The 26,164-nt window shown below is 69.8% G+C and carries 24 protein-coding genes; 16 read left to right on the top strand and 8 right to left on the bottom strand.

Going from position 1 to position 26,164, the window contains the following annotated elements:
• Positions 1-67 precede the first annotated feature (67 nt).
• Positions 68-1,798 (top strand): L-aspartate oxidase, encoded by a 1,731-nt coding sequence (locus FY549_RS07180; protein WP_149084430.1) that lies wholly within the window; start codon positions 68-70, stop codon positions 1,796-1,798.
• A 41-nt stretch (positions 1,799-1,839) separates the two neighbouring features.
• Here FY549_RS07180 and FY549_RS07185 read toward each other — a convergent pair whose 3' ends face one another.
• The gene (locus FY549_RS07185; protein WP_149084431.1) at positions 1,840-2,151 is read right to left on the bottom strand and encodes a hypothetical protein; all 312 of its coding nucleotides are present in this window, start codon (positions 2,149-2,151) and stop codon (positions 1,840-1,842) included.
• Positions 2,152-2,286: 135 nt separating this feature from the next.
• Here FY549_RS07185 and FY549_RS07190 point away from each other — a divergent pair, with 135 nt between their 5' ends.
• The 5 genes from FY549_RS07190 to FY549_RS07210 all read left to right on the top strand — a co-directional run bounded on the left by FY549_RS07190 (position 2,287) and on the right by FY549_RS07210 (position 6,883).
• On the top strand, positions 2,287-3,780 hold the full coding sequence (locus FY549_RS07190; RefSeq protein ID WP_149084432.1) for an L-serine ammonia-lyase, iron-sulfur-dependent, subunit alpha: 1,494 nt from the start codon (positions 2,287-2,289) through the stop codon (positions 3,778-3,780).
• 103 nt (positions 3,781-3,883) lie between these two features.
• A complete protein-coding gene (locus FY549_RS07195) occupies positions 3,884-4,627 on the top strand; it encodes an AAA family ATPase (protein ID WP_149084433.1) in 744 nt (247 codons plus the stop codon).
• A 10-nt stretch (positions 4,628-4,637) separates the two neighbouring features.
• The gene (locus FY549_RS07200) at positions 4,638-5,234 is read left to right on the top strand and encodes a TetR family transcriptional regulator (RefSeq protein ID WP_149084434.1); all 597 of its coding nucleotides are present in this window, start codon (positions 4,638-4,640) and stop codon (positions 5,232-5,234) included.
• A gap of 144 nt (positions 5,235-5,378) precedes the next feature.
• The gene (locus FY549_RS07205; protein WP_374114495.1) at positions 5,379-6,152 is read left to right on the top strand and encodes an ABC transporter ATP-binding protein; all 774 of its coding nucleotides are present in this window, start codon (positions 5,379-5,381) and stop codon (positions 6,150-6,152) included.
• The gene (locus FY549_RS07210; RefSeq protein ID WP_149084436.1) at positions 6,149-6,883 is read left to right on the top strand and encodes an ABC transporter permease; all 735 of its coding nucleotides are present in this window, start codon (positions 6,149-6,151) and stop codon (positions 6,881-6,883) included. The genes FY549_RS07205 and FY549_RS07210 overlap by 4 nt, the downstream gene beginning before the upstream one ends.
• A gap of 20 nt (positions 6,884-6,903) precedes the next feature.
• Here the strand turns inward: FY549_RS07210 and hrpB are convergent, their stop codons facing one another.
• The 4 genes from hrpB to FY549_RS07230 all read right to left on the bottom strand — a co-directional run bounded on the left by hrpB (position 6,904) and on the right by FY549_RS07230 (position 12,771).
• A complete protein-coding gene (gene hrpB / locus FY549_RS07215) occupies positions 6,904-9,459 on the bottom strand; it encodes an ATP-dependent helicase HrpB (RefSeq protein ID WP_149084437.1) in 2,556 nt (851 codons plus the stop codon).
• Positions 9,460-9,658: 199 nt separating this feature from the next.
• A complete protein-coding gene (locus tag FY549_RS07220; protein WP_149084438.1) occupies positions 9,659-11,260 on the bottom strand; it encodes a flotillin domain-containing protein in 1,602 nt (533 codons plus the stop codon).
• 170 nt (positions 11,261-11,430) lie between these two features.
• Positions 11,431-11,859 carry a MarR family winged helix-turn-helix transcriptional regulator gene (locus FY549_RS07225; protein ID WP_149084439.1) on the bottom strand — a complete coding sequence of 143 codons (429 nt, stop codon included), beginning with the start codon at positions 11,857-11,859 and terminating at the stop codon, positions 11,431-11,433.
• A 219-nt stretch (positions 11,860-12,078) separates the two neighbouring features.
• Complete coding sequence (locus FY549_RS07230; RefSeq protein WP_149084440.1) at positions 12,079-12,771, bottom strand: hypothetical protein; 693 nt, start codon at positions 12,769-12,771, stop codon at positions 12,079-12,081.
• A 170-nt stretch (positions 12,772-12,941) separates the two neighbouring features.
• Between FY549_RS07230 and FY549_RS07235 the strand changes: the two genes are divergently transcribed.
• A complete protein-coding gene (locus tag FY549_RS07235; RefSeq protein ID WP_071328057.1) occupies positions 12,942-13,988 on the top strand; it encodes an NAD(P)-dependent alcohol dehydrogenase in 1,047 nt (348 codons plus the stop codon).
• A 56-nt stretch (positions 13,989-14,044) separates the two neighbouring features.
• Here the strand turns inward: FY549_RS07235 and FY549_RS07240 are convergent, their stop codons facing one another.
• On the bottom strand, positions 14,045-14,638 hold the full coding sequence (locus FY549_RS07240) for a TetR/AcrR family transcriptional regulator (RefSeq protein WP_149084441.1): 594 nt from the start codon (positions 14,636-14,638) through the stop codon (positions 14,045-14,047).
• 98 nt (positions 14,639-14,736) lie between these two features.
• Between FY549_RS07240 and FY549_RS07245 the strand changes: the two genes are divergently transcribed.
• From FY549_RS07245 to FY549_RS07255, 3 genes are all read left to right on the top strand, one after another.
• The gene (locus FY549_RS07245) at positions 14,737-15,126 is read left to right on the top strand and encodes a DUF1304 domain-containing protein (RefSeq protein ID WP_149084442.1); all 390 of its coding nucleotides are present in this window, start codon (positions 14,737-14,739) and stop codon (positions 15,124-15,126) included.
• Positions 15,127-15,166: 40 nt separating this feature from the next.
• Positions 15,167-16,189: an NADP-dependent oxidoreductase gene (locus FY549_RS07250; RefSeq protein WP_149084443.1), complete on the top strand. Its 1,023-nt coding sequence runs from the start codon at positions 15,167-15,169 to the stop codon at positions 16,187-16,189.
• Positions 16,190-16,309: 120 nt separating this feature from the next.
• Entirely contained in the window at positions 16,310-16,957 is a 648-nt protein-coding gene (locus tag FY549_RS07255) for a GntR family transcriptional regulator (RefSeq protein ID WP_149084444.1), read from the top strand.
• A 58-nt stretch (positions 16,958-17,015) separates the two neighbouring features.
• Here the strand turns inward: FY549_RS07255 and aspS are convergent, their stop codons facing one another.
• Positions 17,016-18,317 carry an aspartate--tRNA(Asn) ligase gene (aspS, locus tag FY549_RS07260; RefSeq protein WP_149084445.1) on the bottom strand — a complete coding sequence of 434 codons (1,302 nt, stop codon included), beginning with the start codon at positions 18,315-18,317 and terminating at the stop codon, positions 17,016-17,018.
• Between the two features lie 360 nt (positions 18,318-18,677).
• Between aspS and FY549_RS07265 the strand changes: the two genes are divergently transcribed.
• A complete protein-coding gene (locus FY549_RS07265) occupies positions 18,678-19,697 on the top strand; it encodes a TerC family protein (protein ID WP_149084446.1) in 1,020 nt (339 codons plus the stop codon).
• A 94-nt stretch (positions 19,698-19,791) separates the two neighbouring features.
• Positions 19,792-21,084: a hemolysin family protein gene (locus tag FY549_RS07270; RefSeq protein WP_149084447.1), complete on the top strand. Its 1,293-nt coding sequence runs from the start codon at positions 19,792-19,794 to the stop codon at positions 21,082-21,084.
• Positions 21,085-21,195: 111 nt separating this feature from the next.
• On the opposite strand, the gene FY549_RS07275 is transcribed toward FY549_RS07270, so the two are convergent.
• A complete protein-coding gene (locus FY549_RS07275) occupies positions 21,196-21,738 on the bottom strand; it encodes a small multidrug efflux protein (RefSeq protein WP_149084448.1) in 543 nt (180 codons plus the stop codon).
• Positions 21,739-21,894: 156 nt separating this feature from the next.
• On the opposite strand from FY549_RS07275, the gene FY549_RS07280 reads away from it, so the two are divergent.
• The 4 genes from FY549_RS07280 (at position 21,895) to thrC (ending at position 26,156) form a co-directional block, all read left to right on the top strand.
• A complete protein-coding gene (locus FY549_RS07280) occupies positions 21,895-23,088 on the top strand; it encodes a sensor histidine kinase (RefSeq protein ID WP_200838900.1) in 1,194 nt (397 codons plus the stop codon).
• Entirely contained in the window at positions 23,085-23,687 is a 603-nt protein-coding gene (locus FY549_RS07285) for a response regulator transcription factor (RefSeq protein WP_149084449.1), read from the top strand. Before FY549_RS07280 ends, FY549_RS07285 begins: the two co-directional genes overlap by 4 nt.
• Positions 23,688-23,906: 219 nt before the next feature.
• On the top strand, positions 23,907-24,671 hold the full coding sequence (erm, locus tag FY549_RS07290) for a 23S ribosomal RNA methyltransferase Erm (RefSeq protein WP_149084450.1): 765 nt from the start codon (positions 23,907-23,909) through the stop codon (positions 24,669-24,671).
• Positions 24,672-24,752: 81 nt separating this feature from the next.
• The gene (thrC, locus tag FY549_RS07295) at positions 24,753-26,156 is read left to right on the top strand and encodes a threonine synthase (RefSeq protein WP_149084451.1); all 1,404 of its coding nucleotides are present in this window, start codon (positions 24,753-24,755) and stop codon (positions 26,154-26,156) included.
• Positions 26,157-26,164: the final 8 nt, after the last annotated feature.

The following is a 26,164-nucleotide window of genomic DNA, read 5'->3' on the forward strand; positions in this document are numbered from 1 at the left end:
TACCCGCATGGTTTCCAGACGAACTATGCATTGGAGTAATTAGGATCGCCTAACTACCGTCGAAGGCATGAATGCACCCGAACGACAGATCTCCACCACGGTGCTCGTGATCGGCACGGGCGGCTCCGGACTCCGTGCCGCGATCGAGGTCGCCGAACACGGCGTCGACGTGCTCGCCGTCGGCAAGCGCCCGCGGCAGGACGCCCATACATCGCTCGCGGCCGGCGGTATCAATGCGGCCCTCGGCACGATGGACGCCGAGGACAGCTGGCAGCAGCACGCGGCCGACACGATCAAGGAGAGCTATCTCCTCGCGAACCCCCACACGGTGCAGATCGTCACCCAGGGCGCCGAGCGCGGCATCCGCGACCTCGAGCGCTGGGGCATGGACTTCGCGCGCGAAGGCGATGGCCGCATCTCCCAGCGCTTCTTCGGGGCGCACACCTACCGGCGTACGGCGTTCGCCGGCGACTACACCGGCCTCGAGATCCAGCGCACGCTGGTGGCCCGTGCCGAGCAGCTCGAGGTTCCCATCCTCGACAACGTCTACATCACGCGTCTGCTGGTGCGCGACAACGTGGTCTTCGGCGCGTACGGGTTCGATCAGGCGGACGGCACGCGCTACCTCATCCACGCCGACGCGGTGATCCTCGCCGCGGGCGGGCACAACCGCATCTGGCGTCGCACGTCGTCGCGGCGCGACGAGAACACCGGAGACTCCTTCCGGCTCGCGGTCGACGCGGGGGCACGGCTCCGCGACCCCGAGCTCGTGCAGTTCCACCCGTCCGGCATCATCGAGCCGGAGAACGCCGCGGGCACCCTCATCTCGGAAGCCGCGCGCGGCGAGGGCGGCATCCTCCGCAACGCGCTCGGTGAGCGCTTCATGGAGAGATACGACCCCGAGCGGATGGAGCTGTCGACGCGCGACAGGGTCGCCCTCGCCGCGTACACCGAGATCCAGGAGGGTCGAGGCACGACGAACGGCGGCGTCTGGCTCGACGTGTCGCACCTGCCCCGCGAGACGATCATGACCCGGCTTCCCCGGGTCTACCAGACGATGATGGAGCTGCAGATGCTCGACATCACGGCGGAGCCGATCGAGATCGCCCCGACTGCGCACTACTCGATGGGCGGCGTCTGGGTGCGCCCCGACGATCACCAGACTGACGTCGAGGGGCTGTATGCGATCGGGGAGGCGTCGAGTGGCCTCCACGGGGCGAATCGTCTCGGCGGGAACTCGCTCATCGAGCTGCTCGTCTACGGCCGGATCGTCGGGCAGGCCGCCATGGCGCACGCCGCGGGGCTCGATGCACAGCGCCGGTCGGCTGACGCCGTCGCGGCCGCCCGAGCCGAGATCGACGACCTTCTCGCCGCCGAGGGCCGGGAGAACGTCCGGGCGCTGCAGCGCGCGATCCGCAACCTCATGACGGAGTACGCGGGGGTGGTGCGGTCGGAGGAGGGGCTCAAGGCCGGCCTTGCGGACCTCGACATGATCGAGGGACGGATGGAGGACATCGGTATCCACCCGGACATCGCCGGCTTCCAGGACCTCGCGCACGCATTCGACCTCAAGGCCTCGGCGCTCGCTGCGCGGGCCACCCTGGAGGCGGCGCGCGAGCGTCGCGAGACGCGGGGATGCCACAACCGGAGCGACTTCCCGGACACCGACCCCACCCTGCAGGTTAACCTCGTGTGGTCACCCACTCAGGGCGTCAGCCGAGAGGAGATCCCGGCGATCCCCGCCGAGATCGCCGAACTCATGAGGGACGTTGACACCACCGGCAAGCTCGTCGAGTAAGCCGGGCGCGGGGCCGGTGGCGCCGCGGTCCCTCGGTGCGGTCAGTCTTCGGTGTCGCCGTTCTCGCCGACCTGGGGCTGCCCGACGACGCCGATGCCGACCGCCTCGTGGTCCGGCTGCGGGTCGTCACGCTTCGGCGCCTTGGGCTCCTCGCCCGGGGTCTTCTCGGTGCTCGGCTCCTCCAGCTCCTCGGTGCTCGGCACCTCGGCGGGGTCGGCGTCCTCGGGGGAGTCGGCCTGTTCGGGTGTCGTCGCCTCGCCCTGCGTGGTGTCGGACGCCGGCGTCGGCGTGGGTGTCTGTGCCTCGGGCGAGAGCTCGTCGTTCGCGGTGGGTTCGGGAGTGCTGTCTGTCATGATCGTCCCTTTCTGCGCTGTCGTCTTTCCAGGGTGTCTCCCCCTCATCGGGAGATGAAGGGGCTTGACGCGAGGCCGACGTCCCGCGGTTAATCCCGGTGAACCGGTTTGGGGAAGTCGGCGTAGCCTGGAGGGGTGACAGCGTACGTCTCGGCCTTCGACCTCTTCTCCATCGGCGTCGGCCCGTCCAGCTCGCACACCGTGGGACCCATGCGAGCGGCACTCGACTTCGCGCGGCGGCTCTCCGCCTCGGGTGAGCTCAGCCGCGTCGACCGCGTGGAATGCACGCTGTACGGCTCGCTCGGGGCCACGGGCATCGGTCACGGCACCCCGGATGCGGTGGTCGCGGGCCTCCGAGGCCTCGCTCCGGAGACCTGTGACCCGGCAGCGGTCCGCGCGGCGTGGGCCGCGTACCCGGACGGTGAGCCGCTGCGGATCGACAACGCCCACGCGGTGCCGTTCCAGAAGGACGACATCGTGTTCGCTCCCCGCACTCGCCTCCCCGGTCACCCGAACGCCATGACGCTCATCGCGCGCGACGGCGACGACCGCACGCTCGTCGAGCAGACGTACTACTCGATCGGTGGCGGGTTCATCCGGCGCGAGGGCGAGGCGGCACAGCTCTCCACCGGCGCTTTCCCGCATCCGTACACCGATGCCGCCTCGTTGCTCGCGCTGTGCGATGAGCTCGGACTGTCCATCGCGGAGGTCGCCCGACGCAATGAGACCGCGCTGCGGAGCGAGGAGGAGGTCGCCGCCGGCCTCGATGCCATCTGGGACGCGATGTCCGGCTGCGTGGACGCGGGGCTCCATGCCGACGGCGTCCTCCCGGGCATGCTGCAGGTGAAACGCCGCGCCGGCACGATCCGCGCGCAGCTCGAAGCCGTCGAGGCCGACGGGCACCGAGAGCTGCCCGGCGAGTGGCTCGGAGCGTTCGCGCTGGCCGTGAACGAGGAGAACGCCGCGGGCGGCCGCGTCGTCACGGCCCCCACGAACGGTGCGGCCGGGATCCTCCCCGCGGTGGCCATGTACTGGTGGCGCTTCCTCGCCGACTCCGGCCTCGGCGCCGGGAACGCAGTGACGCCGTACGGGGAGCTCGTCGGCAGCGCCCTTCTGGGGTTCGACAGCGCTTCGCCGGCTGCAGCCGCTCTCGACGGTGAGGAGGCCGGGATCGCGGAGGCCAATCGACGCCGCGGCATCCGACGGTTTCTGCTCACCGCCACGGCCCTCGGGTCCCTGTTCAAGGCGAACGCCTCGATCTCCGGTGCCGAGGGCGGCTGTCAGGCCGAGGTCGGGTCGGCGTGCGCGATGGCGGCGGGTGGGCTCACGGCGGTGATGGGCGGCACGAACCGTCAGATCGAGAACGCCGCGGAGATCGCGATGGAGCATCACCTCGGCCTCACGTGTGATCCGATCGGCGGACTCGTCCAGATCCCGTGCATCGAGCGCAACGCGATCGCCGCCTCGACCGCCGTGACGGCTGCGCGCCTCGCCCTCCGCGGTGACGGCAGTCACTACGTCTCGCTGGACGCGGTGGTCGAGACGATGCGCCAGACCGGCGTGGACATGTCGACGAAGTACAAGGAGACCAGCGAGGGCGGCCTGGCGGTGAACGTCATCGAGTGCTGACGGTGCCGACCCACCCCCTTCGGTGCACTCCGGCCCGTTGCGTGCGCACGAGAAGGGGTGGGAGGCGCGCACAGGGGTGGATCGACCGAGAGGGGAGAGCCATATGCGGCAGCAACCGGTCGTCGCGGTGCGGCCGAACGAGGAGGCGCCGGCCCCGGGCGGGACGTGGCCGACGAGCATCCCCGCGGTCGCCCAACTGCTGAGGGAGGGGCTGGACCTGGAACCGGGGGTGACGTTCCTCGTCGGCGAGAACGGCAGTGGGAAGTCCACTCTCGTCGAGGGCATCGCGATCGCGTACGGCCTCTCCCCGGAGGGCGGTTCCCGGCAGGCTCGGCACACCACACGGGCGACCGAGTCGCCGTTGTCCGATTGGCTGCGACTCCAGCGCGGCGTGGGCTCCAGTCGCTGGGGATTCTTCCTGCGGGCGGAGACGATGCACTCGTTCTACACGTACCTCGAAGACAACCCCTCCCTGCGCGGCGACGTGCCTTTCCATGAGATGAGCCACGGAGAGTCGTTCCTCGCCCTGCTCGACAGCCGCTTCGACGACCCGGGCTTCTACTGCCTCGACGAGCCGGAGGCCGCCCTGTCGTTCCACTCGACCCTCACGCTGATCGCGGTGCTGCAGCGCATCGCGGAGGAGGGCGGCCAGGTACTGTGCGCGACACACTCCCCGGTTCTCGCGGCCCTCCCCGGTGCAAGGATCCTGGAGGTCGGCGAGTGGGGGTTCCGCCCTGCCGCCTGGGAAGACCTGGAGATCGTGGCGCACTGGCGCTCGTTCCTCGGCGCGCCGCAGCGGTACCTGCGGCACCTGCTCGAGGACGAACGGGGAGCCGCGGAGTCGTAGGCTGGCGGGCATGACCGAGCAGAGGGCGCCGAGACGACGCGGACGCCCGCGCGGAGGCACCGACTCCCGGGAGCGCATCGTCTCCGCCGCCGTCGACGAGTTCGGCGAGCAGGGGTACGACGGCGCCACGGTGCGGTCCATCGCTGCCCGCGCCGGGGTCGACTCCGCCCTCGTCCACCACTACTTCGGCACCAAGGCGGACCTGTTCGCCGAGGTCGCAGGCATCCCGTTGCGACCCGACCTCGACGTCCCTGAGATCCTCGCCGGCCCGAAACAAGAGGCTGGAACACGGCTCGTGCGCTACGTGCTCGACGCCTTCGAGACCCCCGACGTCCGCCGCCGCGGCGTGCTTCTCCTGCGCACGGCGGTCGGAAGCCCGCTGACGACGCCCCTGCTCGCGGGCTTCCTCTCGCGCGAACTGCTCACCCGCGTGGCGCGCCGCCTCGACGTCGAGGACGCCGACCTCCGCGCGGCACTCGTCGCTTCGCAGATCGCCGGCATGCTCATCGGCCGCTACGTGTTGCGGCTTCCCCCGCTCACCGGAGCATCCGTCGATGAGCTCGTCCACCGTGTCGGGCCCACCGTCCAGCGCTATCTCTTCGGCTGAACCCCACCATCCGCGGGGCATTCTTCGGGGACCTCGGCCATCGCCCTGCGCCTATCGAGGCGTGTCGATCCGGTGCTCCGAGATCGTGCCGGCCGAAAGACGCCGTTGACCGGGCGAGGGCCGAGGCGGATAATTCATCGCATGATGAATAACGCGGCCGTCGAGATCGCGCAGCTGCGGGTGCGGCGTGGCGCCACACACGTATTCGACGGCGTCGACCTGAGCATCCCGCGCGGCCAGATCACGGGCCTCCTGGGCCCCTCGGGGTGTGGCAAGACCACGCTCATGCGATCGATCGTCGGGGTGCAGCGGATCGCGTCCGGCGACGTCACGGTCCTGGGCGAGCCGGGCGGTTCGCGCTCGCTGCGGCATCGAGTGGCCTACGGCACGCAGGGCGCGTCGGTCTACGGCGATCTCAGCGTGCGGCAGAACCTCTCGTACTTCTCGGCGCTCGTGAAGGCGCCGAGGGGCGACGTCGATCGGGTCATCCGAGAGGTCGGTCTCGACGCACAGGCGGGGCAGCGCGTCGACTCGCTGAGCGGTGGTCAGGCGACACGGGTCTCGCTCGCGGTGGCGCTGCTCGGATCCCCCGAGCTCATCGTGCTCGACGAGCCAACCGTCGGGCTCGACCCGGTACTGCGCGCCGAACTGTGGACCCTGTTCCGCGGCCTCGCCGATCGAGGTGTGACGCTCATCGTTTCGAGCCATGTGATGGACGAGGCAGTGCGCTGCGACCGGCTGCTGCTGATGCGGGACGGTCGGATCATCGCCGACACGACTCCGTCCTCTCTGCTCGCCGACACGGGAGCGACCGACGCCGAGACCGCGTTCCTGACCCTGATCGAACGCGACGCGGTCGCCGGCATCGGAAACACGCGACGAGCGCGCCGAGAACGGCATGAGGAGGCCGACGGATGAACAGCGGACGGCTTCTCGCGACCGCCGGCCGCGTGCTCACCCAGCTTCGGCACGATCCGCGGTCCATCGCCCTGATGCTCATCGCGCCGAGTCTGCTCGTCGGCCTCTTCGCCTGGCTGTTCAGCGACCAGGACGGTGTGTTCGACCAGTTCGGCGGGGCGATCCTGGCCCTGTTCCCTTTCATCGTGATGTTCCTCATCACGTCGATCACCACCTTGCGCGAACGTCGTTCCGGCACGCTCGAACGGCTGATGACCACGCCGCTGGGGAAGGCCGACTTCATTCTCGGCTACGCGCTCGCGTTCGGCCTGATGGCGCTGGTGCAGGCGGTGATCACCGTGTCGTTCGCGGTCGGGGTGTGCGGACTCGAGGTCGACGGACCGCTGTGGCAACTGGGGCTCGTCGCCGTGGTGGACGCTCTGCTCGGCACGGCACTGGGCCTGCTGGCGAGCGCGTTCGCGCAGACCGAGTTCCAGGCGGTGCAGTTCATGCCGCTCCTGGTGTTCCCGCAGATCATCCTCGGTGGTCTCTTCATGCCGCGCGACCAGATGCCCGACGTGCTGCATGCGATCTCCGACTGGCTGCCCCTCAGCTACGCCATCGACACGATCAACGCGGTCGCGGCGGGGGACGAGGGCGAGGACGTCTTCGGTCCGCTGCTCATCGTCGCGGCCTTCGCGGTCGGCGCCCTGATGCTCGCCGCCCTCACCCTCCGCCGGCGCACGCGCTGAGTCGGACGTCTGACTGGGGGTCAGCGCGCGGCGCGGTTCTTGGTGTGCTTCGTCGGTACCGCGGCCCAGGGATCCTCCGGCCAGGGGTGCCGGGGGTAGCGACCGCGCATCTCGGCTCGTACCTGGGCGTAGGGGCCGGACCAGAACGAGGCCAGGTCGTCGGTCACGGCGAGCTGCCGCCCGGCCGGCGACAACAGATGGAAGAGCACGGGCACACGTCCATCCACGAGCCGCGGAGTCTCCGCCCAACCGAAGCACTCCTGCAGCTTCACCGCGACGACGGGCCGAGCGGCCGGGTCGTCGTCGGACTCCGGATACCTGATGCGCACGCGGGACCCGCTGGGGACCTCGAGCCGCTCCGGGACGAGCGCATCGAGGTTCACCGCATCGGGCCAGGGCAGGAGACGGCGCAGAGCAGACGTGAGGTCCAGTCGGCTCGCGGGCGCTCCCGCCGCGAGGGCGTCGAGTTCCGGCGCCAGCCAGGCGTCGAGTGCGTCGACCAATCCGGCATCCGACACGTCGGGCCAGGGCTCGCCGAGCTCGCGTCGCAACAGCGCGAGCCGGCGGCGCAAGGCATCCGCCCCTTCGGACCAGGTGAACATGCCGAGCCCGTCGCGTCGGAGCGCTCGGCCCACGGCATCGCGACCTTCCGAGGCTGCTGCTCGCACCGGCACCGAGGAGCGCAGGATCGCACCGATGCGCCGCTCACGGCGGGCTTGCACGCGTCCTCCCACGAACTCGGCCTCGACGCGGTCGCTCACGAGATGATCAGCCGCACGCTCCACCTGCTCCTCGGTGAGGGCCGCCGCAGCGCGGATGACGGCACCGGTACCGGCCGCCGCCCGGGAGGAGGCCCGTGAGACGTCGGCTACGGCGAGCCATTCCGCGGCGGCGAGAGAGCCGTGCACTCCGGCCCGCGTGCCCGAAGCCAGCAGGAAGGTGGCTCCCGAACCTGTGCGTTCGACGCGGCGGGCGACGCGTTCCGGGAATGCCAGCGCGATCACGAGACCGGCGCCGTCCACCCCCGGGCGCGTGTCGGGCGTCGGCTCGATCAGGCGTTCCAGCCGACGTGCCTCCTCGCGCCAGCGGCGCGACTCCGCAGTCCCTCCGCCCCGCAGCGCGACGATCGCGTGGGCGACGTCGACATCCGGGACGCGCTGATCGCCGCCCAGAAGCGCCACGACCTCGGCGGCGAGCCGGCTCCCCACCACAGGGCCGCCGTCCCGCAACGCCCTGGCCAGCCGCGGATCGGTCGGGACGCGCGCCAACACCCGGCCCTCCGGTGTGGCGCGACCGTCATCGTCGACCGCGCCGAGACTGCGGAGCACGGTGACGGCCTCGGCGAGGCTGTCGGCGCGCAGCGGCTCGATCAGGCGAAGGCCAGCTCCGCCCGGGGCGCCCCAGCACGCGAGGAGAAGGGCCGCGGCGGCAAGGTCGGCCGTCGCGATCTCCGGCGACGGACGAGCGGGAGCCGCGGCGTAGGTGCGCTCGTCGACGCAGCGGACGACCGTGCCGGGGCCCTGCCGCGTGGCGCGCCCTGCCCGCTGAACGCACGAGGAACGGGAAGCGGCAGTGGTCACGAGGCCCGTCATACCCCGGGCGGCGTCGCGCTGCGGCTGCCGTGACAAGCAGCTGTCCACGACCAGCCGGACGCCAGGCACCGTGAGAGAGGACTCGGCGAGCGACGTGGTGACGATGATGCGGGGGAGGTCTTCCGGTCTGCGCCCGCGGATCACGGCATCCTGTTCCGCGGGAGGGAGCTGGCCGTGTAGCTCCCTCACGTCGAACGTGTCGCTCAGAGCCCGGACGCGTCGAGCGATCTCCGACACCTCGCGAGCGCCAGGGGCGAAGACGAGCACGTCGGAGCCGGGGTCCTCGTGCAGCAGGTCGCCGGCGGCCGCGGTCGCCACGCTCGCGACGTGATCGAGGAATCCCCGAGTGACGCCCCACTCGTCGAGGCGGGGTACGGGACTCGGCGCCCACCGCTCGATGAGGGGGAAGGCGGGGACGTCATGCTCGACGATCGGCGCGGGAGACGTCTCGGTGCCGATGACGGCGGCGATCCGGGCGGCGTCGAGCGTGGCGGACATCGCGACGACGACGAGGTCATCCCGCAGCTCGCGGACCTCGGAAAGCAGACCGATGAGGAGGTCGGTCTCCAGGGCGCGCTCGTGCACCTCATCGATGATGACGCCGTCGACGCCCTCGAGCCCCGGGTCGTCGAGCATCCGTCGCAGGAGGACGCCGGCCGTGACGAATTCGATCCTCGTGTCCGGCCCTGCCGTGCGCTCGCCGCGGACGGTGAAACCCACCCGGGCTCCGAGAGACGATCCGTCGAGCTGCGCGAGGCGGCGAGCGGCTGCGCGCGCGGCGACCCGGCGCGGCTGGGTGACGATCACGCGACCGGAGCTTCGTGAGGCGAGGAGCGGAGGCACGAGGGTGGTCTTGCCGGTTCCCGGGGGCGCAGTCACGACGACCGATCCGCTGGTGTCCAGGGCAGCGGAGAGCTCGTCGAGCGCGTCTGCGAACGAGAGGCCGGCGCCGATGGAGGCCAGGTCGAAGGCGTCGCGCGTCATCCGTCCAGTCTGCCCGGTCGCTCGCCGCGCGGAGCCGTTCACAACTCAGGAGAGGCGGCGCGATACGGAGGAGGGGGCGCCTCCGTGCTGGCTGAGCCCGTCGATCTCCTGAGTAGTGAACCGAAGGGGGACGGTGCCCGAACGGGAAACAGCGGATGCCGCGACCGAAGCGGTCGCGGCATCCGTTGTGGTGTGCCGGCTACTCCCCGGCGGGAGCCGGCGGCGCGGGCGGCGGCGGGGTGGTCGGTGCGGGCGTGCGCGGTGCCGGCGTGGGCTGGGACGCTTCGGCGACTCCGGCCCCGAAGCCGCGGCCGACGGCCTGACCCTGGATGATGCCGGCGAGGTCGAGACCGGTCGCGGAGTGCACGCTGTCGAAGACCGAACGCAGGGCTTTCGCGCTGTCGGCACCGACGACGTTGGACGCGCCGTCCTCGCCGGAGCCGCCGACGATCGACACGTTGCCGATGGCGGCGTAGCCCTTCGCGAACTCGGACATGATCGATGGCAGCACTTCCAGCACGCGCTGCGAGAGGAACGCATCCTGGTTGGAGGCGATAGCCTTGGCCTCGGCCTCGACGGCGGCAGCACGGGCCTCACCTTCGGCGCGGATGGCCTCAGCCTCGGCGTTGGCCCGGAGGCGGCGAGCCTCGGCTTCGGCCTCCGCCTGGGCGCGCAGCGCGTCGGCGTCACCGGTGGCCTTGGCGATCGCGGCGGCGGCCTCACCGTCGGCGCGAGCCTTGTCGGCCTGGGCCTGCTGCTCGGCGATACGCGTGCGCGCCTCGGCCTGCTTGACCTGCTCGATCGCCGCCGCCTCGGCTGCCCGCTCACGCGTGTAGAGCTCCGCCTGCGCGCGGGTCTCTGCTTCGTACCGCTGCGCGTCGGCGACGCGCTTGACGTCGGCGTCGAGCTGCGCCTGCTTGTTCTCGGCCTGCTGCTGGAGCACGGCCTGCTCTGCCTGGGCGCGAGCGAGCTGCTCGGCCTGCTCCGCCTCGGCACGCGCGCGGCCGATGCCGGCGTTGGCGTTGGCGGTGTTGGTGTCGAGCGCGGTCTGCTCGACGAGGTTCGCCTCCTGGTTGGCGATGTTCTTCTGGTTGATCGCGCGGTCGGCGTTGGTCTGCGAGATCTCCGCGGCCTGGCGCTTGGCCTGGATCTCCGGAGCTCCGAGGGACTGGATGTAGCCGACCTTGTCGGTGATGCCCTTGATCTGGAACGAGTCGAGGATGAGACCCTGCTCGGCGAGCTCCTGGGAGACGTCCGCGGCGATCTGGTCAGAGAACTTCTTGCGCTCCCGCATGAGCTCGACGACCGACAGCGTCGCGACGATGCCGCGCAGCGCACCCTCGAGCTGCTCGGTCGTGAACTGCTCGATGGCCTTGTCCTGAGAGGCGAAGCGCTCAGCGGCCCGGCGCACCAGCAGGGGGTCTGAGCCGATCTTCACGATGGCGACGCCGTCGACGTTCAGCGTCACGTTGTCGAGGGACTGTGCTTCGGCGTTGAGCGACACCTGGCGGGACCGCAGGGAGATGATCTCGTGACGCTGCGTGATCGGGTTGACCAGCGACTTCCCGTTCACGATCACGGTGACGGGCGACTCCGACAGCTCGGAGCGGCTGGTGCCGTCGGCCGACACCACCGCGCGTTGCACCTTCTGCTTGCGTCCGGAGATGACGAGCGCTTCGTCGGCTCGAGCCACCTTGATCCAACTGCGTGCGAACAGCAGCAGGATCAGAAGGACGACGATCGCGGCGACGACCGCGATCCCGATGACGATGAGGATGCCGACGATTCCGGCGATCTCCATGGATGACCTCCCTGGTTCCCCCCGAGGGGGCGGTCCGATATGCCCACGGTCGATGTGGGCGTGCGCAACCCACCCTGCCAGAAAAGCGGCTCCCACCACCGGGCCGGACGCGATCGCGCGGCAGTAGGGGACGACTTCTGCCGCTCGATCCGTGTGGAGGAAGGAGCGAGTCAGCGAAGGCGGAGCTTGTCCGCGAGGTCGCGCAGCAGGCGCAGCTCGTCATCGTCGAGGCGCGACATCCGTGTGGCGATCGACCGGCCGTGCACCGTCGCGAGGGAGCGGAAGGCTCGTGCGCCGTCCTCGGTCGCGCGGATGAGCGCACCGCGGCCGTCGTCCGGGTCGGGGCACTTCGCGACGAGTCCTCGCGTCACCATCCGGTCGACGAGGCGGGACACGCTGGGTTGGCTGATCAGCATGTTGGCGGTGATATCGCGCAGCCGCGCCGTCATGTCGGGCGCGCGTGTGACGGTGAGCAGCACGTCGTACTCCGCTTGCGTGATGTCGCCGTGGTCGAAGTCCGCCGCCATCTCGGTGAACAGCTCGTGCTGCGCGCGGAACAGGCTTTCCCAGGCCTCCAGCGCGAGCTTCCGATCGGTCATCCTCACAGAGTACCGGGCACAGTAAAGGGCCGGTCGGAGAGGCTCCCGACCGGCCCTTGTCCCTTGCACCAAGAGTGTCCTGCAATCACATGCGGTGGATGCCACAGCAAACATTCACCGTGCGATCACTGTATAACGGCCAGGTAACGAATGCAACGGTTTGGTCACAGATGTTCATGGCGCCCGTCAGTGTGGCGGGCGCCCGCGCGGCCGCCGTGTTCAGAGGACGAACGCCGCGGTCACCAGCAGATACGAAGGCACGGACCGCCTGTTGCACCATGCGTAGATGCAGCCGTACAGGACGGCCGCTGCCATCGCGTAGAGGCCGGTCGCGGGGCCCTGAAGGAGGATGTGGACGGCGCCCCAGGTGAGGGCGAGGACGAGACCGCCCCAGGGGATGGCCGGATGTCCGAAGGCGGTCTCTCCCGCGCGCTGCCCCAGCGCGATGACAAGGAGGATGACGCAGGCCTCGCAAAGGTAGTAGACGAGCAGCAGGGCGAAAGCGAGTGGGGTGGCATCGCCCTGAGCCGACGCCAGCCGCTCGTACTCGCCGACGAGCTTCCACTCCTGCAGGATCACGACACGGAAGCCGATGGCGGCGGCCGTCGCGAGGAGCACGCCGAGAGTGCGGAGCGCCGGATGACCGCGAAGAGAAGGGGTGAGCAGGGTGCCGGGTTCGCCGTCCGCCTTGCGTGTCACGCGGAAGACGAGGAGCGCCCCGATCGACCACCCCGCCGCGGTGACCGCCCAGTGCAGGAGTGCGCCGGCCGCAGCACCCGCCGAATCCCACAGCGGATCGAGCAGCATCGTCACGATGAGCTCCCAGCCGAACACGGCGAAGGCGTACAGGGCCAGGATCAGCGAGCGGCCCGCCGTCGACGTCAGGCGCGGGTCGTCTCGGCGTTCTGTCACCGGACGAGCGTATCGACAAGTGCCAGGACCTCCCGCCGGCTGGAGGCGTGAGAAAGACAGTCGCGCGAACCGGGCCCCGCAGACCGGACGGATACTGGAGGAGACGGTTTCGAGAGCCCCGGCCTCCGCACCGCGCGGCAGACCTCTCGAACGCCAGAAAGAAGATGCTCATGAAAGCTCTCCGCTACGTCGAGATCGGTAAGCCCCCGGTGGTGGTCGACATCCCGATTCCGAAGCCCGGCCCGGGCCAGGTTCTGCTCAAGATCACCGCGGGCGGTGTCTGCCACTCAGACGACTACGTCATGGGGCTGCCCGAGAAGGACTATCACGAGCAGGGCTACCCGCTCCCGTTGACTCTCGGGCACGAGGGTGCCGGCATCGTGCACGAGATCGGCGAGGGCGTCGACTCGACGCTCAAGGTCGGGGATGCCGTGGCGGTCTATGGTCCGTGGGGTTGTGGTCGCTGCCACAACTGCTCGATGGGTAAGGAGAACTACTGCACGAACGCCGCTGCCGAGGGCATCCGTCCTCCGGGGCTGGGCAGCCAGGGCTCGATGGCCGAATACATGATCGTCGACGACGCCCGCCATCTCGTGCCGCTCGGTGACCTCGACCCCGTGCAGAACGTCTCGCTGACCGACGCGGGCCTCACCCCGTACCACGCGATCAAGAACTCGCTTCCGAAGCTCGGCGCCGGCACGGTCGCCGTCGTGATCGGCACCGGCGGTCTCGGCCACGTCGGCATCCAGATCCTCAAGGCCATCTCGGGGGCCACGGTCATCGCCCTCGACGTGAACGACGAGAAGCTGAAGCTCGCCACCGAGGTGGGCGCCGATCACGTGCTGATCAGCGATGCATCGGCAGCCGAGAAGATCCGCGAGCTCACCGGGGGTCTCGGTGCGAACGCCGTGTTCGACTTCGTGGGCGCGAACCCGACGATCGCCCTGGCCCAGAGCGTGGCCGCGCTCGAGGCCGACATCACGATCGTGGGCATCGGTGGCGGCAGCATGACGCTCGGCTTCGGTTCGATCGCCTACGACGCCGCGGTGCGCATCCCCTACTGGGGCTCACGCGCCGAGCTGATCGAGGTGCTGGACCTCGCCCGCGCCGGGAAGATCCACGTCCAGACCGAGAGCTACACCCTCGACGACGGCCCGAAGGCATACGAAGATCTCGCGTCGAACAGCATCCGCGGGCGCGCCGTCATCGTCCCCTGACGTCGACCGAGAACGCCCGGGAGGCATCGCCTCCCGGGCCTTCGTCGTGCAGGACTTCAGCCGCGAGCCCGCCGGTCGGCGAGGAGCGCCAGCGCCGCGTCGATCGCGCTCGCCGCAGCGTCCGGGGCGACGCGGACGAGCGCGAAGGCGGAGACCACCAACCCCGTGCAGGCGTCGGCAAGCGTCTCGACCTGTGTGTCCGCGAGCTGGGGGAGTGCGGCCCGGACGCCGTGGGCGAAGGCCTCCCGGAGCTCCGCACGATAGGACGAGACGACCCGGGCGACCGCGTCGTCGGTGCCGATGGGGGCGGCTGCGGTGTTGACCAGCAGGCAGCCGCTCGTCGCCGGGAGGCTGCCGGTCGTCAGGAGCGCCGCGCGGAGCCGGGCGAGGTATGTCTCCAGAGCGTCCGGCGCCACGACCTCGCCCGTCAACGGAGCGAGCCGGGGGCGGATGACCTCTTCCAGGTAGCTCTCGACGGCGGCGTCGAAGAGTCCGCGCTTGGAGCCGAAGGCGTGATAGATGCTAGAGCGGCTGAGGCCGGTCGCGCGCTCGAGCTCCGGGAGCGGTGCACTCTCGAAGCCCTGCTCCCAGAACACGCCGCGGGCCGCGCGGACCGCCTCTGCGGTGTCGAAGGTCTGCGGGCGCCCCATGCGCTGTCTCCCTGCTCTTTTGTGAATCGCTTGATCCAGTATATATTGGAACGAACGATACAGAATGCGCGGATCGGCCGCGTCGAAGGGGGACCGTCATGACCATCGCCGGGCTCGTGCTCGCAGGCGTCGCAGCGCTCGTGCACGTCTACATCTTCTGGCTCGAGTCGTTCGCGTGGACGAGTGCGCGAGCCCGCCGCACGTTCGGCACCGGTACGGCGGAGGAGGCGGCACGACAGAAGGAGCTCGCCTTCAATCAAGGCTTCTACAACCTGTTCCTCGCGATCGCCGTCCTCCTCGGCATCGTCCTGTTCGCCACGGGAGCGACGGCCGTCGGCGCGACCCTCATCTTCACCGGCGCCGGCTCGATGGTCGCGGCGAGCCTCGTGCTCCTGCTGTCGAGCCCCGACAAGGCGTCCGCCGCGCTGAAGCAGGGCGCCATCCCGGCGCTCGGCGTCATCGCGCTCGCCATCGGCCTCCTCGTCTGAGGCCGGCCGCAGCACCCCCAGATCCTCACGAAGGAGAGAAATGACCCACGCCACCAGCACCCAGATCCAGCTCGCGCGTCGCCCCGAAGGGTGGCCGACGCACGAGGACTTCCGTACCGTCGAGGTCGAGTTGAGCGACCCGGCGCCGGGGGAGGTGCGCGTGGCCAACGAGTTCGTCTCGGTCGACCCCTACATGCGAGGTCGGATGAACGACGTCCGCAGCTACGTCGCCCCCTACGCCCTCGGCGAGGTCATCGCCGGTGGGGCCATCGGCCGGGTCGTCGCGTCCGCCGCGGACGATCTGCCCGTCGGCACCGTCGTGCTGCACCAACACGGCTGGAGTGATGTCGTGCAGGCGGAGGCATCGACCTTCCGCGCCGTGGCCGAGGTGCCGGGAGTGCCGCTGTCGCTGCGCCTGCACATCCTCGGGATGACCGGCCTCACCGCGTACGTCGGACTCACCGCGATCGCCGACCTCAACCCGGGTGACACGGTCTTCGTCTCCGGCGCTGCCGGCGCGGTCGGCACGGCGGTTGGTCAGATCGCGAAGCTCCTCGGCGCTGGCCGCGTCATCGGCTCGGCGGGATCGGCCGAGAAGGTCGCGCTACTGACGGAGAAGTACGGCTACGACGCGGCGTTCAACTACAAGGACGCCCCGGTGCGTGAGCAGCTCGCCGCGCTGGCTCCCGAGGGTGTGGACGTGTTCTTCGACAACGTCGGTGGCGACCACCTGGAGGCCGCCCTCGACGTGATGAACGACGGCGGCCGGATCGCGTTGTGCGGCGCCATCACCAGCTACAACACCACCGAGCGCGTGGCCGGCCCCGACAACATGGCGAACATCATCACGCGCGGTCTCCGCCTCCAGGGCTTCACCCTGGCGAACTACCTGCATCTCTCGCCGGAGTTCAGCGAGAAGATGACGCGGTGGTTCGCGGAGGGGCGCATCGCCTACGACGAGACCATCGTCGACGGCATCGACAACACGGTCGACGCGTTCCTCGACATGATGCGCGGAGCGAACACGGGAAAGATGCTCGTCCGGGTCGCGGCCTCCGCCTGACGTCAGGAACGGGTCGCCACCGCGTTTGAGATATATTGCTTGAGACGTAGAACTTCACTCTCCAAGACCCCCACTGGAGGCAGTGTGACACTCTCTGGCGGCCCCCTCGAACGCCGGTCGATGAGCGATGAGGCTTTCGTGCGCCTGCAGGACGCCATCATCAGTGGCGAGCTCCAGCCGGGCGAGCGCCTGCGCGACTACGAGCTCGCCGAGCGCCTCGGCACCTCGAAGACCCCGATCCGGCACGCTCTGGATCGCCTCGCGGACAACGGCCTCGTCGAGATGCAGCGCAACCGGTACACACGCGTCGCGCCGATCGATCTCGAGCGCGTGCGGAACGCCGTCGACCTGTTCGGTGACATCTGGATCGGCTCGGTGCGTCACGTCATGCCGGTGATCCAGGACGACGACGTCTCCTACCTCGTGGAGCTTGCCGACGACATGGCGGCGGCGGTGCAGGCGCGGGACATCATCGGGTTCGGAGCTGCTCTCCGCAGTGCGGCGACCGGTTTCGCCCGGATCGAGGGCAACGCCACGCGCGCCGGTTCCATCGAGCGACTCGGGCCGCAGATCCGCCGGTTCACGCAGCACGCGAAGGACGCCGTCGACTGGGCCGCGGTCGAGGAGTTCGTCGGGGCTATCCGAGGGGCGATCTCCGAGCGTGACGCCGTCAAGACGCGCGCGGTCCTCGTGGGCTTCTTCGATGAGGTCCTGCCGGCGATCATCGACAGGGCCGAGCAGTCGGGACTGGCGGAGATCGCGGAGTGATCCGCCGCTGACGACGAGGGCGACCGCGGACCGCGGTCGCCCTCGTCGCGTCTGTAGCCTACGGCGTGAGGCGGTGGAGGTCCCTCGGGAACAGCGTCACCTCACGGACGTTGGCCGCCCCGATGAGCCGGCCGACCCAGCGCTCCAGCCCGATCGCGAAGCCGCCGTGCGGAGGCATCCCGTGTGCGAACGCTTCCAGATAGCCCTCGTAGGCCGCGGGAGACTCGCCCCGCGACTCGATCGCCGCGACGACCTCGCTGTGGCGGTGCAGTCGCTGTCCGCCGGTCACGAGTTCCAGTCCGCGGAACAGGAGGTCGAAGCTGTTGCTCCACTCCGAGTCGTCGGGCTGCGGATGCGTGTAAAACGGGCGCTTGCGCATCGGGTATCCCTCGACGGCCAGGACGTCGCTGCCGAACTCCTCCTTCGCCCAGGCCCCGAGCGCCCGCTCGTGCGCGGGGGACAGGTCGGGCTCGTCACCCGGAGCGCCGACCCGGCGGAGGGCGTCGCGGAAGTGCACCACCGGGATGTCCTCCGGGATCACCGGCAGCGTGACGTCGAGCAGCGCGAGCTCGGCACCCGCGTCGGCGCGGATGCCGTCGAGCATGCCGCGGAGCACGTCGCCGAGGAGGCGCAGGACGTCGCGGTGGTCGCGGATGAACCCGAGCTCGACGTCCAGCGACACGTACTCCGACAGGTGCCGCACGGTGTCGTGCGGCTCGGCCCGGAAGACGGGCCCCACCTCGTAGACGCGCTCGAACACGCCTACGAGCTGCTGCTTGTAGAACTGCGGGCTCTGTGCGAGGTATCCGGTCCTGCCGAAGTAGTCGACCGGGAACACGTTCGCCCCCGACTCGGTCACGGTGTCGACGATCTTCGGGGTCTGCACCTCGGTGAAGTCCGCGGTGTCCAGCACCCGTCGGAACGCGCGGACACTCGCCGCGGCGATCTGCCACGTCGCGCGGCGCGCGGGATGGCGCCAGGTCACCGCCGCGTGGTCGAGCAGAGTGGGCAGGGTCGTCTCCAGCGCCGGACGCCAGAGCTCCACGACCGGCGGGGACGCCGGTTCCGACAGGCTCTCGATCCGCGGGTCGACGATCTCCACGCCGCTGGGCGCCTGCGGGTTCGCGGCGACCGTCCCCGTCACGCGCACCACCGTCTCCTCCGAGGGGAGGCCGTCGGCCGGAATCTGGGCGGGACGGACGACGGCCTGCGCGAGTCCCGAGCGGTCGCGGAGGATCAGGAACGCGACGGCGGCCAGCTCCCTCCGCCGGTGGACGTGACCCAGCAGTGTGACCGGGGTGCCGGGGGTGGCGTGGACGAGCTCCGCTGCGAGAGTGCGGGCGGGGTCGGGTGATCTCATTTCTCCTCCAGGTTGTGGGAGCCCTGGAGGTGTGGGCGGGGGCCAGATCGCGGTGCCACCACACCTTCGCCGGTGAGAAGCCGGCCTCTCGTCGATACGCCGGACGCGCGGGGACCGCCTGCCCGGAGGCCGGGGGTCGTCACGCCCCGGCGGTCGCCGCGTCCAGTCTGGGGGCGTCGTTCTCGGCAGATCCACAGAATCCCGGAGGGGCCGTCTCGTACCCTGGATTATCCAAGGGGAGTACTCCGATACGGTCGGGTCGTCATTACGGATGCCTCTGCATCCCGGCTCACCGGTCCCGCTCGGCGGGATGGGGAAGACTTTGGCGCTGTTCAACCACGCCCGAGTCTGGAGTACCCGTTGGAAATCACCCCTCTGATCTGGGTCATCACGATCGCGGTCACCGTCGCGTTCTTCGTCTACGAGTTCTTCGCGCACGTCCGCAAGCCGCACGAGCCGAGCATCGGCGAGTCCGCGCGGTGGTCGGCCTTCTACATCGGGCTCGCGCTGCTGTTCGGCGTGGGCATCGGCATGGTGTCCGGCTGGACCTACGGCGGTGAGTACTTCGCCGGGTACCTCACCGAGAAGGCCCTGTCCATCGACAACCTCTTCGTCTTCCTCATCGTGATGACCGGCTTCGCGGTGCCGAAGAAGTATCAGCAGAAGGTGCTGATGATCGGCATCGTGATCGCGCTGATCCTCCGCGGGATCTTCATCGCCGTCGGCGCGACCCTCATCGAGAACTTCTCCTGGATCTTCTACGTCTTCGGCGCGCTGCTGCTCTTCCTCGCCTACCGGCAGGCGTTCAGCGACCACGAGAGCAACCCGGCGAACGGTCGGTTCATGACGTTCGTGCGCCGGCACCTCCCGGTCAGCGAGGAGTACAACGGCGACAAGCTCACCGTCGTCACGAACGGCAAGCGCTTCGTCACCCCGATGCTGCTGACGATCATCGCGATCGGGTTCATCGACCTCGTCTTCGCCGTCGACTCGATCCCCGCCATCTACGGTCTCACCGACCAGGCGTACATCGTCTTCACCGCGAACGCGTTCGCCCTGATGGGTCTGCGCCAGCTCTACTTCCTCATCGGCGGCCTGCTCGAGCGCCTCGTCTACCTGGCTCAGGGCCTCGCCGTGATCCTCGCGTTCATCGGTGTGAAGCTCGTGCTGCACGCCCTGCACGTCAACGAGGTGCCGTTCATCAACGGCGGCGAGCCGATGCTGTGGGCGCCCGAGATCCCGATCTGGTTCTCGCTGCTCTTCATCGCCGCGACCATCGCCGTCGCCACCGTGGCGAGCCTGATGAAGACGCGCCGGCACCGCAACGCCGTCTCTTCCCGGACCGATTCCACCCCCACCATCGACAAGGAGCACTCTTGAGCGCGTCGCGCTGTTCTGACTCTTCGGACTCTGACAGTACGAGCACCCGGTTCATCCCGGGTGCTCACCCCGCCACCGAGGAGGTCGCCCGCTGATGGGCGATCTGCTCTGGAACATCGCCCTCGTCCTGCTCTTCGTGCTGATCGGCGGTGTCTTCGCCGCGACGGAGATGGCGCTGGTCACGCTGCGTGAGAGCCAGCTCAACGCGATCGCCGCGCGCGGCCGACGCGGGGCCAAGGTCGCCGCCCTGGCCCGCAACCCCAACACCTTCCTCTCGGCGGTGCAGATCGGCGTGACCGTGGCGGGTTTCGCGTCCGCCGCGTACGGGGCCACCTCGATCGCGCCGTCCGTCGTGCCGCTGCTGGAGGGCTGGGGCGTCGCGCCTCCGCTTGCGATGACCCTCGCCACGGTCGTCTTGACGCTCATCATCGCGTACCTGTCGCTCGTGCTCGGCGAGCTCGTGCCGAAGCGGCTCGCGATCCAGCGCAACGCGCAGTTCGCGTACGCGGTGGCACCGGCCCTGAACGGCTTCGCGACCGTCATGCGGCCGGTGATCTGGCTGCTGTCGGTCTCGACGAACGCCCTGGTCCGCGTCCTCGGCGGTGACCCCCACAAGACGAGCGACGAACTCACGGACGAGGAAGTGCGCGACATCGTGGCCACCCACCAGGGGCTCCCCGATGATGAGCGCCGTATCCTCGATGACGTGCTCTCCCTGCGTGGACGCCAGGTGAGCGAGGTCATGCGGCCCCGTCCCGAGGTCGTGGCCCTCGACGAAGCGGCGACCGTGGGCACAGCGATGGAGCAGGTCCGCGAACTGCCCTTCTCCCGGTACCCGGTGTCGCAGACGTCGATCGACGACATCACCGGATTCGTCCACGTGCGCGACCTCTTCGAGGCGGCGGCCGATGACCCGGAACGATCGCTGCAGGGGATCGTCCGTGACATCCCCTACATCCCGTCCACCGCGCGCGTGCTGCCCACTCTGACCCGCATGCGGGCGGAGGGACACCACATCGCCGTCGTCGTGGACGAGTACGGCGGCACCGACGGTCTCGTCACGCTGGAGGACCTCGTGGAGGAGGTCGTCGGCGAGATCTTCGACGAGTACGACGCCGAGGTCTTCATCGCGGCCGACGACGGCTTGGACGGGCGCCTCAACCTGCAGGACTTCGAGGAGGCGACGGGGCTCGCGATGCCCCGCGGTTCTTCCGACACCATCGCGGGATTCGTGACGGAGCAGCTCGGACGCCTCGCGGTCGTCGGTGACACGGTCGAGGTGCCGGGCGCGACCCTCCAGGTTGCTGAGGTCGACCGACGTCGCATCGCGCGGATCCGTGTCTCGATGCAGTCTGATCCGGATGCCGGACGGGGCGCCGAGGAGTGATGTCCGACCGGGCGGCGGGGCGCGTCAGGCGCGCGTTCCGCTGCCCGGCTCGCGCCGACAGCAGCGTGATCGCGCGGTCATCCTGACGCGGGCATCCGCCATCGCCGTCGTTCAGCGGATGGCGTACACGGCGCTGCCGACGATGACCGCGATGACCGTCGTCCAGCCGACGATCGCCACGGCCTGCCAGAGGAGGATACGCCCCTTGCCGATGCCGGACGCCGCCAGCATGGTGGCGGTGAAGTGCGTCGGCAGCAGCAGCGGTCCGAGCAGGCTCACCCCGGGGACGCCGTAGCGCTCGAACGCACGCTGGAACTTCTCGCGGCGGGCGGACCCGCGTCCGGTTGCTGCCGGGACTCCGTCCGCTTCCAGGCTGGTGCCCCCGCCCACCGTCACCGGCTGCTTCGCCCGCGAGCGGTCCACGATGGCCCGGCGGGCGCCGGCACTGGCGAGCACCAGGATCGCGACGCACAGGAAGTTACCGACCATCGCGGCGATCGCCGCGACGACCGGCGGGATGCCGCCGAGGATGCCGATGCTCGCGGCGCCCTCGCCCTCGACGAACGGGACGGCTCCGGCGAGGGCGACGATGAGCGGCTGCACGAGGTCGGGGACCTGGGCGACGAGGTTCTGGAAGGTCTCGATGAGGTTCATGGGGGAATCTCCGGGTGTCGGTGCGAACGGACTCTCCGTCGCGATGACCCCAGTCCAGTCGAGTCCACCCGTCGCTGACAGTGCCACCGCGTCACCGGTATCCGGGCGGTTCGCACGCCGATCCCGTGACATTCGTCACGGCTCTATCGTGGAGGCGTGCACAGCCCGACCCCCATCCCGTCCGATCCCGGTCCCGGTGCCCGCCACCTCGCGCGCGGCATCACGGCCACCTGGTGGTACACGGTCACCGCCGTCCTCTTCATCGAGCTGATGCTCGTCGGCGCGTGGACCGGGATCGCGGTGGCTCTCGACCTCTCCGGCGGCACCCTCCTCGTCGTGGGAATCGGCGGCATCGTCTGGGCGGCGTCCACCTTTCCGCTCCTGCTCGACTACCGTCACCGCGTCGACGTCGGGCCCGGGGTCGCGTGGTCTCGGCTGCTCGCGCCGGCCCTGGTCGCCGTGGCATACGGCGCCGCCGCGGGAGCTCTCGTCGGCTCCTGGCAGCTCGCCGCGATGCCGATGGTGCAGGTCTTCGTCCTGTCGAGCTGGCCGCGCGGGATCCGGGTGCGCGTCGTCGTGGTCGGCACCTTCGTTCTCGTCGCTCTCGCCCTGGTCGACTCGGCCGTGGCCTTCGCCGCCGGCGTCCCCTGGTGGGTGCCGGTGATCTACGGCGCCATGCTCCCCGGGATGACCGTGAGCTCATTGTGGTGGTGGGACGTGCTTGTGACACTCGACCGGGCGCGGGCGTCGGAGGCGCGACTGGCCGCGACCCAGGAGCGCCTGCGCGTGGCCACGGACGTACACGACCTCCAGGGGCATCATCTCCAGGTGATCGCGCTGCAGCTCGAATTGGCGGAACGTCTGCTCCCGGTCGATCAGGACGCGGGGATGGAGCAGCTCCGCGCGGCACGGGTGAGCGTGGACGAGGCGCGACAGGGCACCAGGGACCTCGCGACGCGATTCCGTTCCGTGCCGCTCGGCGATGAGTTGGCAAACGCTCGTGATCTGCTCGCCGCGGCGGGGCTCACCGTGGACGCCCGGATCCATCCGGACGCGGACGCCGCACCCGCGTCCGACCTCGGGCCGGTGATCCGGGAGACGACGACGAACGTGCTGCGGCACGGACGAGGCGGTCACGCCCGTCTGCTCCTCGACCGGACAGCGGGTGCGTGGCGGTACGAGATCGCCAACGACGCGGGCCCCGCGACAGGCGATGACACGGGCGGCTCCGGGTTGGCGGGTGTCCGTCGCCGGATCGGCGAGGCCGGCGGTACCTTCGAGCAGCGCCGGGACGACCAGGAGTTCGTCGTCACGGTCACGGTGCCCGCCGGGGCGGAGGCCGCACGATGATCCGCGTGCTGCTCGCCGACGACGAGGGCATGATCCGCTCGGCCCTCGCCGCCCTGCTGCGCCTCGAGCCCGACATCGACGTCGTCGCCGAATGCGCCGACGGCGAGGAAGCCGTTGCCGCGGCTCTTCGGCTGGAGCCGGACATCTGCCTGCTCGACCTGGAGATGCCGGGGCTGGACGGCGTGCAGGTCACCGAGAGGCTCACCAGGGCGATCGCCACTCGGTGCATCGTGGTCACCCGGCACGCCCGCCCCGGCGTGCTCCGGCGCGCGCTCGCCTCCGGTGTCTCCGGGTTCCTGCCGAAGTCGCGCGGCGCGGACGAGCTCGCCGCGATCATCCGTCGGGTGTCGGCCGGGGCCCGTTACGTCGATCCGGAGATCGCCGCCGATGCCCTGAGCGACGAGCGCTCGCCACTCACCGATCGCGAACTCGATGTGCTCCGCGCCGGGCGGAGAGGCGAGACGACGGGTCAGATCGCCCGGGCACTCGCGCTGGCGCCGGGTACGGTGCGCAACCACATCTCCGTCATCCTGGGGAAGCTCGCGGTGGGCACCCGTCAGCAGGCGGTGCTCATCGCCGAGGAGCGCGGCTGGATCTGACCGTTATGCTGGCTGACATGGGAACAATATGCGCCGCGCCCGTGATGGGGCGCACCCTCGTGTTCCGCGACCGCCGCTCCTGACGGCGCGCTCGCGTTCCGCACGGCTCTGCGCGCCGTCCACCGAGATGTCATCGCACCTCGGGACGGGCGATCCAACGACGCTTCCCGCGTCCTCCCATTCTTCGAGGTGCTCCGATACTTCCTCTGGAGCGCACTCATGCCTCGTTCAATCCACGGCGGCCGTCACGAACTCGGCCAGAACTTCCTCACCCACCGTCCGACACTGACTCGCATCACGACCCTCGTCGCCCGGACGTCCGGTCCCATCCTGGAACTCGGATGCGGCGACGGCGCGCTCACGCGCTCCCTCGCCCGACTGAATCGTCCCCTCACGGCCATCGACATCGATGAGCACCGCGTGCAGCGGCTGCGCCGGACACTGCCGGATGTGCAGGTCGAGGTCGCCGACGCGCTGCGTCATCCTCTCGACGCGGAGGTCGTCGTCGGAAACATCCCCTTCCACGTGACCACGCCCCTTCTGCGGCGGCTGTTGTCGAACGCGCGGTGGCGCGAGGCCGTGCTGCTCACCCAGTGGGAGGTAGCGCGCAAGCGCGCCGGCGTGGGCGGCGGCACGATGATGACGGCGCAGTCGGCTCCGTGGTTCACGTTCTCCTTGGAGAGCCGCGTACCGGCGTGGGGATTCTCACCGCAGCCGAACGTGGACGGTGGACTGCTGTCGGTCACTCGGCGCGGTTCACCGCTGGTCCCTCTATCCGAACGGAAACCATATGAGGCGTTCGTGCGAGCGGTGTTCACAGGCCGGGGGTCCTCTCTCGCAGCGGTTGTGGCGTCCGCCGCCCGTATCCCGACCGCCCGCGCACGACGTGCCGTCGCGGACGTCGGGGCCGACGGGCAGCGCCTCCCTCGCGATCTGCGACCGGAACATTGGGCAGCGCTCTGGCATCACGTCTCACGACGATGAGAACGCGCCCGTCATCCCGTCAACTCGATGCGGAACGGCCTGCGAGAATGGAGGCGCCGAGTCCCGAGCCGAGGAGCACACGTGCCGTTCATCTCCACCCGCGGCGGCATGCAGCCGCAGTCGTTCAGCGAGACGCTGCTGGAGGGCCTGGCGCCCGACGGCGGTCTGGCCGTCCCCGATGTCATGCCCGAGGTCGACGGCGAAACGCTCGAACGCTGGCGCGCGCTGACGTATCCCCAGCTCGCGACCGAGGTGCTCGGCCTCTTCGCGACCGACATCCCCCGGGAGGACCTCGCGCGCATGACGGCGGCGGCGTACGCCGACTTCCCCGACGGGGTGGTCCCCCTGCGTCGCGTGGACGACGACCTCACCCTGGTCGGCCTCTCCGAAGGACCGACGCTCGCCTTCAAGGACATGGCGATGCAGTTCCTCGGGCAGGTGCTGGAGTACACGCTTGAGCGCCAGAGGTCTGTCCTCAACATCCTCGGTGCCACCTCGGGCGACACGGGCTCGGCGGCGGAGCATGCCTTGCGCGGGAAGGAGCGCGTCGCGGTGTTCATGCTGTCGCCCCAAGGCCGGATGAGCGCCTTCCAGCGGGCGCAGATGTTCTCGCTCGACGACGCGAACGTGCACAACATCGCGGTCGAGGGTGTCTTCGACGACTGCCAGAATCTCGTGAAGAAGCTCGCCGGCGATCTCGACTTCAAGCGCGCTCAGCACCTCGGGGCCGTGAACTCCATCAACCTGGCGCGCATCACGGCGCAGACCGTCTATTACTTCTGGGCGTGGCTGCGCGCGACCGACGCCGGGGGATGGGCCGAGGTGTCGTTCACCGTGCCCTCGGGCAACTTCGGCAACATCCTCTCCGGGTTCTTCGCGAAGCAGATGGGGCTGCCGATCCGGCGCCTCGTGCTCGCCGCGAACGAGAACAACGTCCTCGACGAGTTCTTCCGCACGGGCGTCTACCGCCCGCGCAGCGCCGCCCAGACGCTCGCGACGTCGAGCCCCTCGATGGACATCTCGAAGGCGTCGAACCTCGAGAGGTTCATCTTCGAGCTCGTGGACCGCGACCCGGCGCGGGTCGTCGGCGCCTGGGACGATCTGGAGGCCCAGGGCTTCTTCGACTTCTCGGCCGAGCAGGCACGCTTCGAGGAGGAGTTCGGAATCGTGAGTGGCACCTCGACCCACGAGGACCGGCTGGCGACCATCCGGGCGGTGTACGAGGCCTCGGGCGAGGTGATCGACCCGCACACCGCCGACGGCGTGAAGGTCGCACGGGAGTATGTGGAGCCCGGTGTGCCGATGCTGGTGCTGGAGACGGCCAAGCCCGAAAAGTTCGCCGAGACCATCCACGAGGCCATCGGAGTCGAGCTGGCGTACGCGCCCGAGCTCCGCGCCATGCTCGACGCCCCGCAGCACGTGACCGAGATGCCGGACGACGAGCGCGCCCTGCGCGCCTTCATCGAGGAGCACGCCCTGCGTTGATCGTGGTG

The organism is Microbacterium sp. 1S1, assembly GCF_008271365.1.
Classification (GTDB): domain Bacteria; phylum Actinomycetota; class Actinomycetes; order Actinomycetales; family Microbacteriaceae; genus Microbacterium.

What these genes read in the sequence shown, in the direction of transcription:
- FY549_RS07180 (WP_149084430.1), top strand. Translation starts at nt 68, where the DNA reads ATGAATGCACCCGAACGACAGATCTCCACCACGGTGCTCGTGATCGGC.
- FY549_RS07185 (WP_149084431.1), bottom strand. Translation starts at nt 2,151, where the DNA reads ATGACAGACAGCACTCCCGAACCCACCGCGAACGACGAGCTCTCGCCC.
- FY549_RS07195 (WP_149084433.1), top strand. Translation starts at nt 3,884, where the DNA reads ATGCGGCAGCAACCGGTCGTCGCGGTGCGGCCGAACGAGGAGGCGCCG.
- FY549_RS07200 (WP_149084434.1), top strand. Translation starts at nt 4,638, where the DNA reads ATGACCGAGCAGAGGGCGCCGAGACGACGCGGACGCCCGCGCGGAGGC.
- FY549_RS07205 (WP_374114495.1), top strand. Translation starts at nt 5,379, where the DNA reads ATGAATAACGCGGCCGTCGAGATCGCGCAGCTGCGGGTGCGGCGTGGC.
- FY549_RS07210 (WP_149084436.1), top strand. Translation starts at nt 6,149, where the DNA reads ATGAACAGCGGACGGCTTCTCGCGACCGCCGGCCGCGTGCTCACCCAG.
- hrpB (WP_149084437.1), bottom strand. Translation starts at nt 9,459, where the DNA reads ATGACGCGCGACGCCTTCGACCTGGCCTCCATCGGCGCCGGCCTCTCG.
- FY549_RS07220 (WP_149084438.1), bottom strand. Translation starts at nt 11,260, where the DNA reads ATGGAGATCGCCGGAATCGTCGGCATCCTCATCGTCATCGGGATCGCG.
- FY549_RS07225 (WP_149084439.1), bottom strand. Translation starts at nt 11,859, where the DNA reads ATGACCGATCGGAAGCTCGCGCTGGAGGCCTGGGAAAGCCTGTTCCGC.
- FY549_RS07235 (WP_071328057.1), top strand. Translation starts at nt 12,942, where the DNA reads ATGAAAGCTCTCCGCTACGTCGAGATCGGTAAGCCCCCGGTGGTGGTC.
- FY549_RS07240 (WP_149084441.1), bottom strand. Translation starts at nt 14,638, where the DNA reads ATGGGGCGCCCGCAGACCTTCGACACCGCAGAGGCGGTCCGCGCGGCC.
- FY549_RS07245 (WP_149084442.1), top strand. Translation starts at nt 14,737, where the DNA reads ATGACCATCGCCGGGCTCGTGCTCGCAGGCGTCGCAGCGCTCGTGCAC.
- FY549_RS07250 (WP_149084443.1), top strand. Translation starts at nt 15,167, where the DNA reads ATGACCCACGCCACCAGCACCCAGATCCAGCTCGCGCGTCGCCCCGAA.
- FY549_RS07255 (WP_149084444.1), top strand. Translation starts at nt 16,310, where the DNA reads ATGAGCGATGAGGCTTTCGTGCGCCTGCAGGACGCCATCATCAGTGGC.
- aspS (WP_149084445.1), bottom strand. Translation starts at nt 18,317, where the DNA reads ATGAGATCACCCGACCCCGCCCGCACTCTCGCAGCGGAGCTCGTCCAC.
- FY549_RS07270 (WP_149084447.1), top strand. Translation starts at nt 19,792, where the DNA reads ATGGGCGATCTGCTCTGGAACATCGCCCTCGTCCTGCTCTTCGTGCTG.
- FY549_RS07275 (WP_149084448.1), bottom strand. Translation starts at nt 21,738, where the DNA reads ATGAACCTCATCGAGACCTTCCAGAACCTCGTCGCCCAGGTCCCCGAC.
- FY549_RS07285 (WP_149084449.1), top strand. Translation starts at nt 23,085, where the DNA reads ATGATCCGCGTGCTGCTCGCCGACGACGAGGGCATGATCCGCTCGGCC.
- erm (WP_149084450.1), top strand. Translation starts at nt 23,907, where the DNA reads ATGCCTCGTTCAATCCACGGCGGCCGTCACGAACTCGGCCAGAACTTC.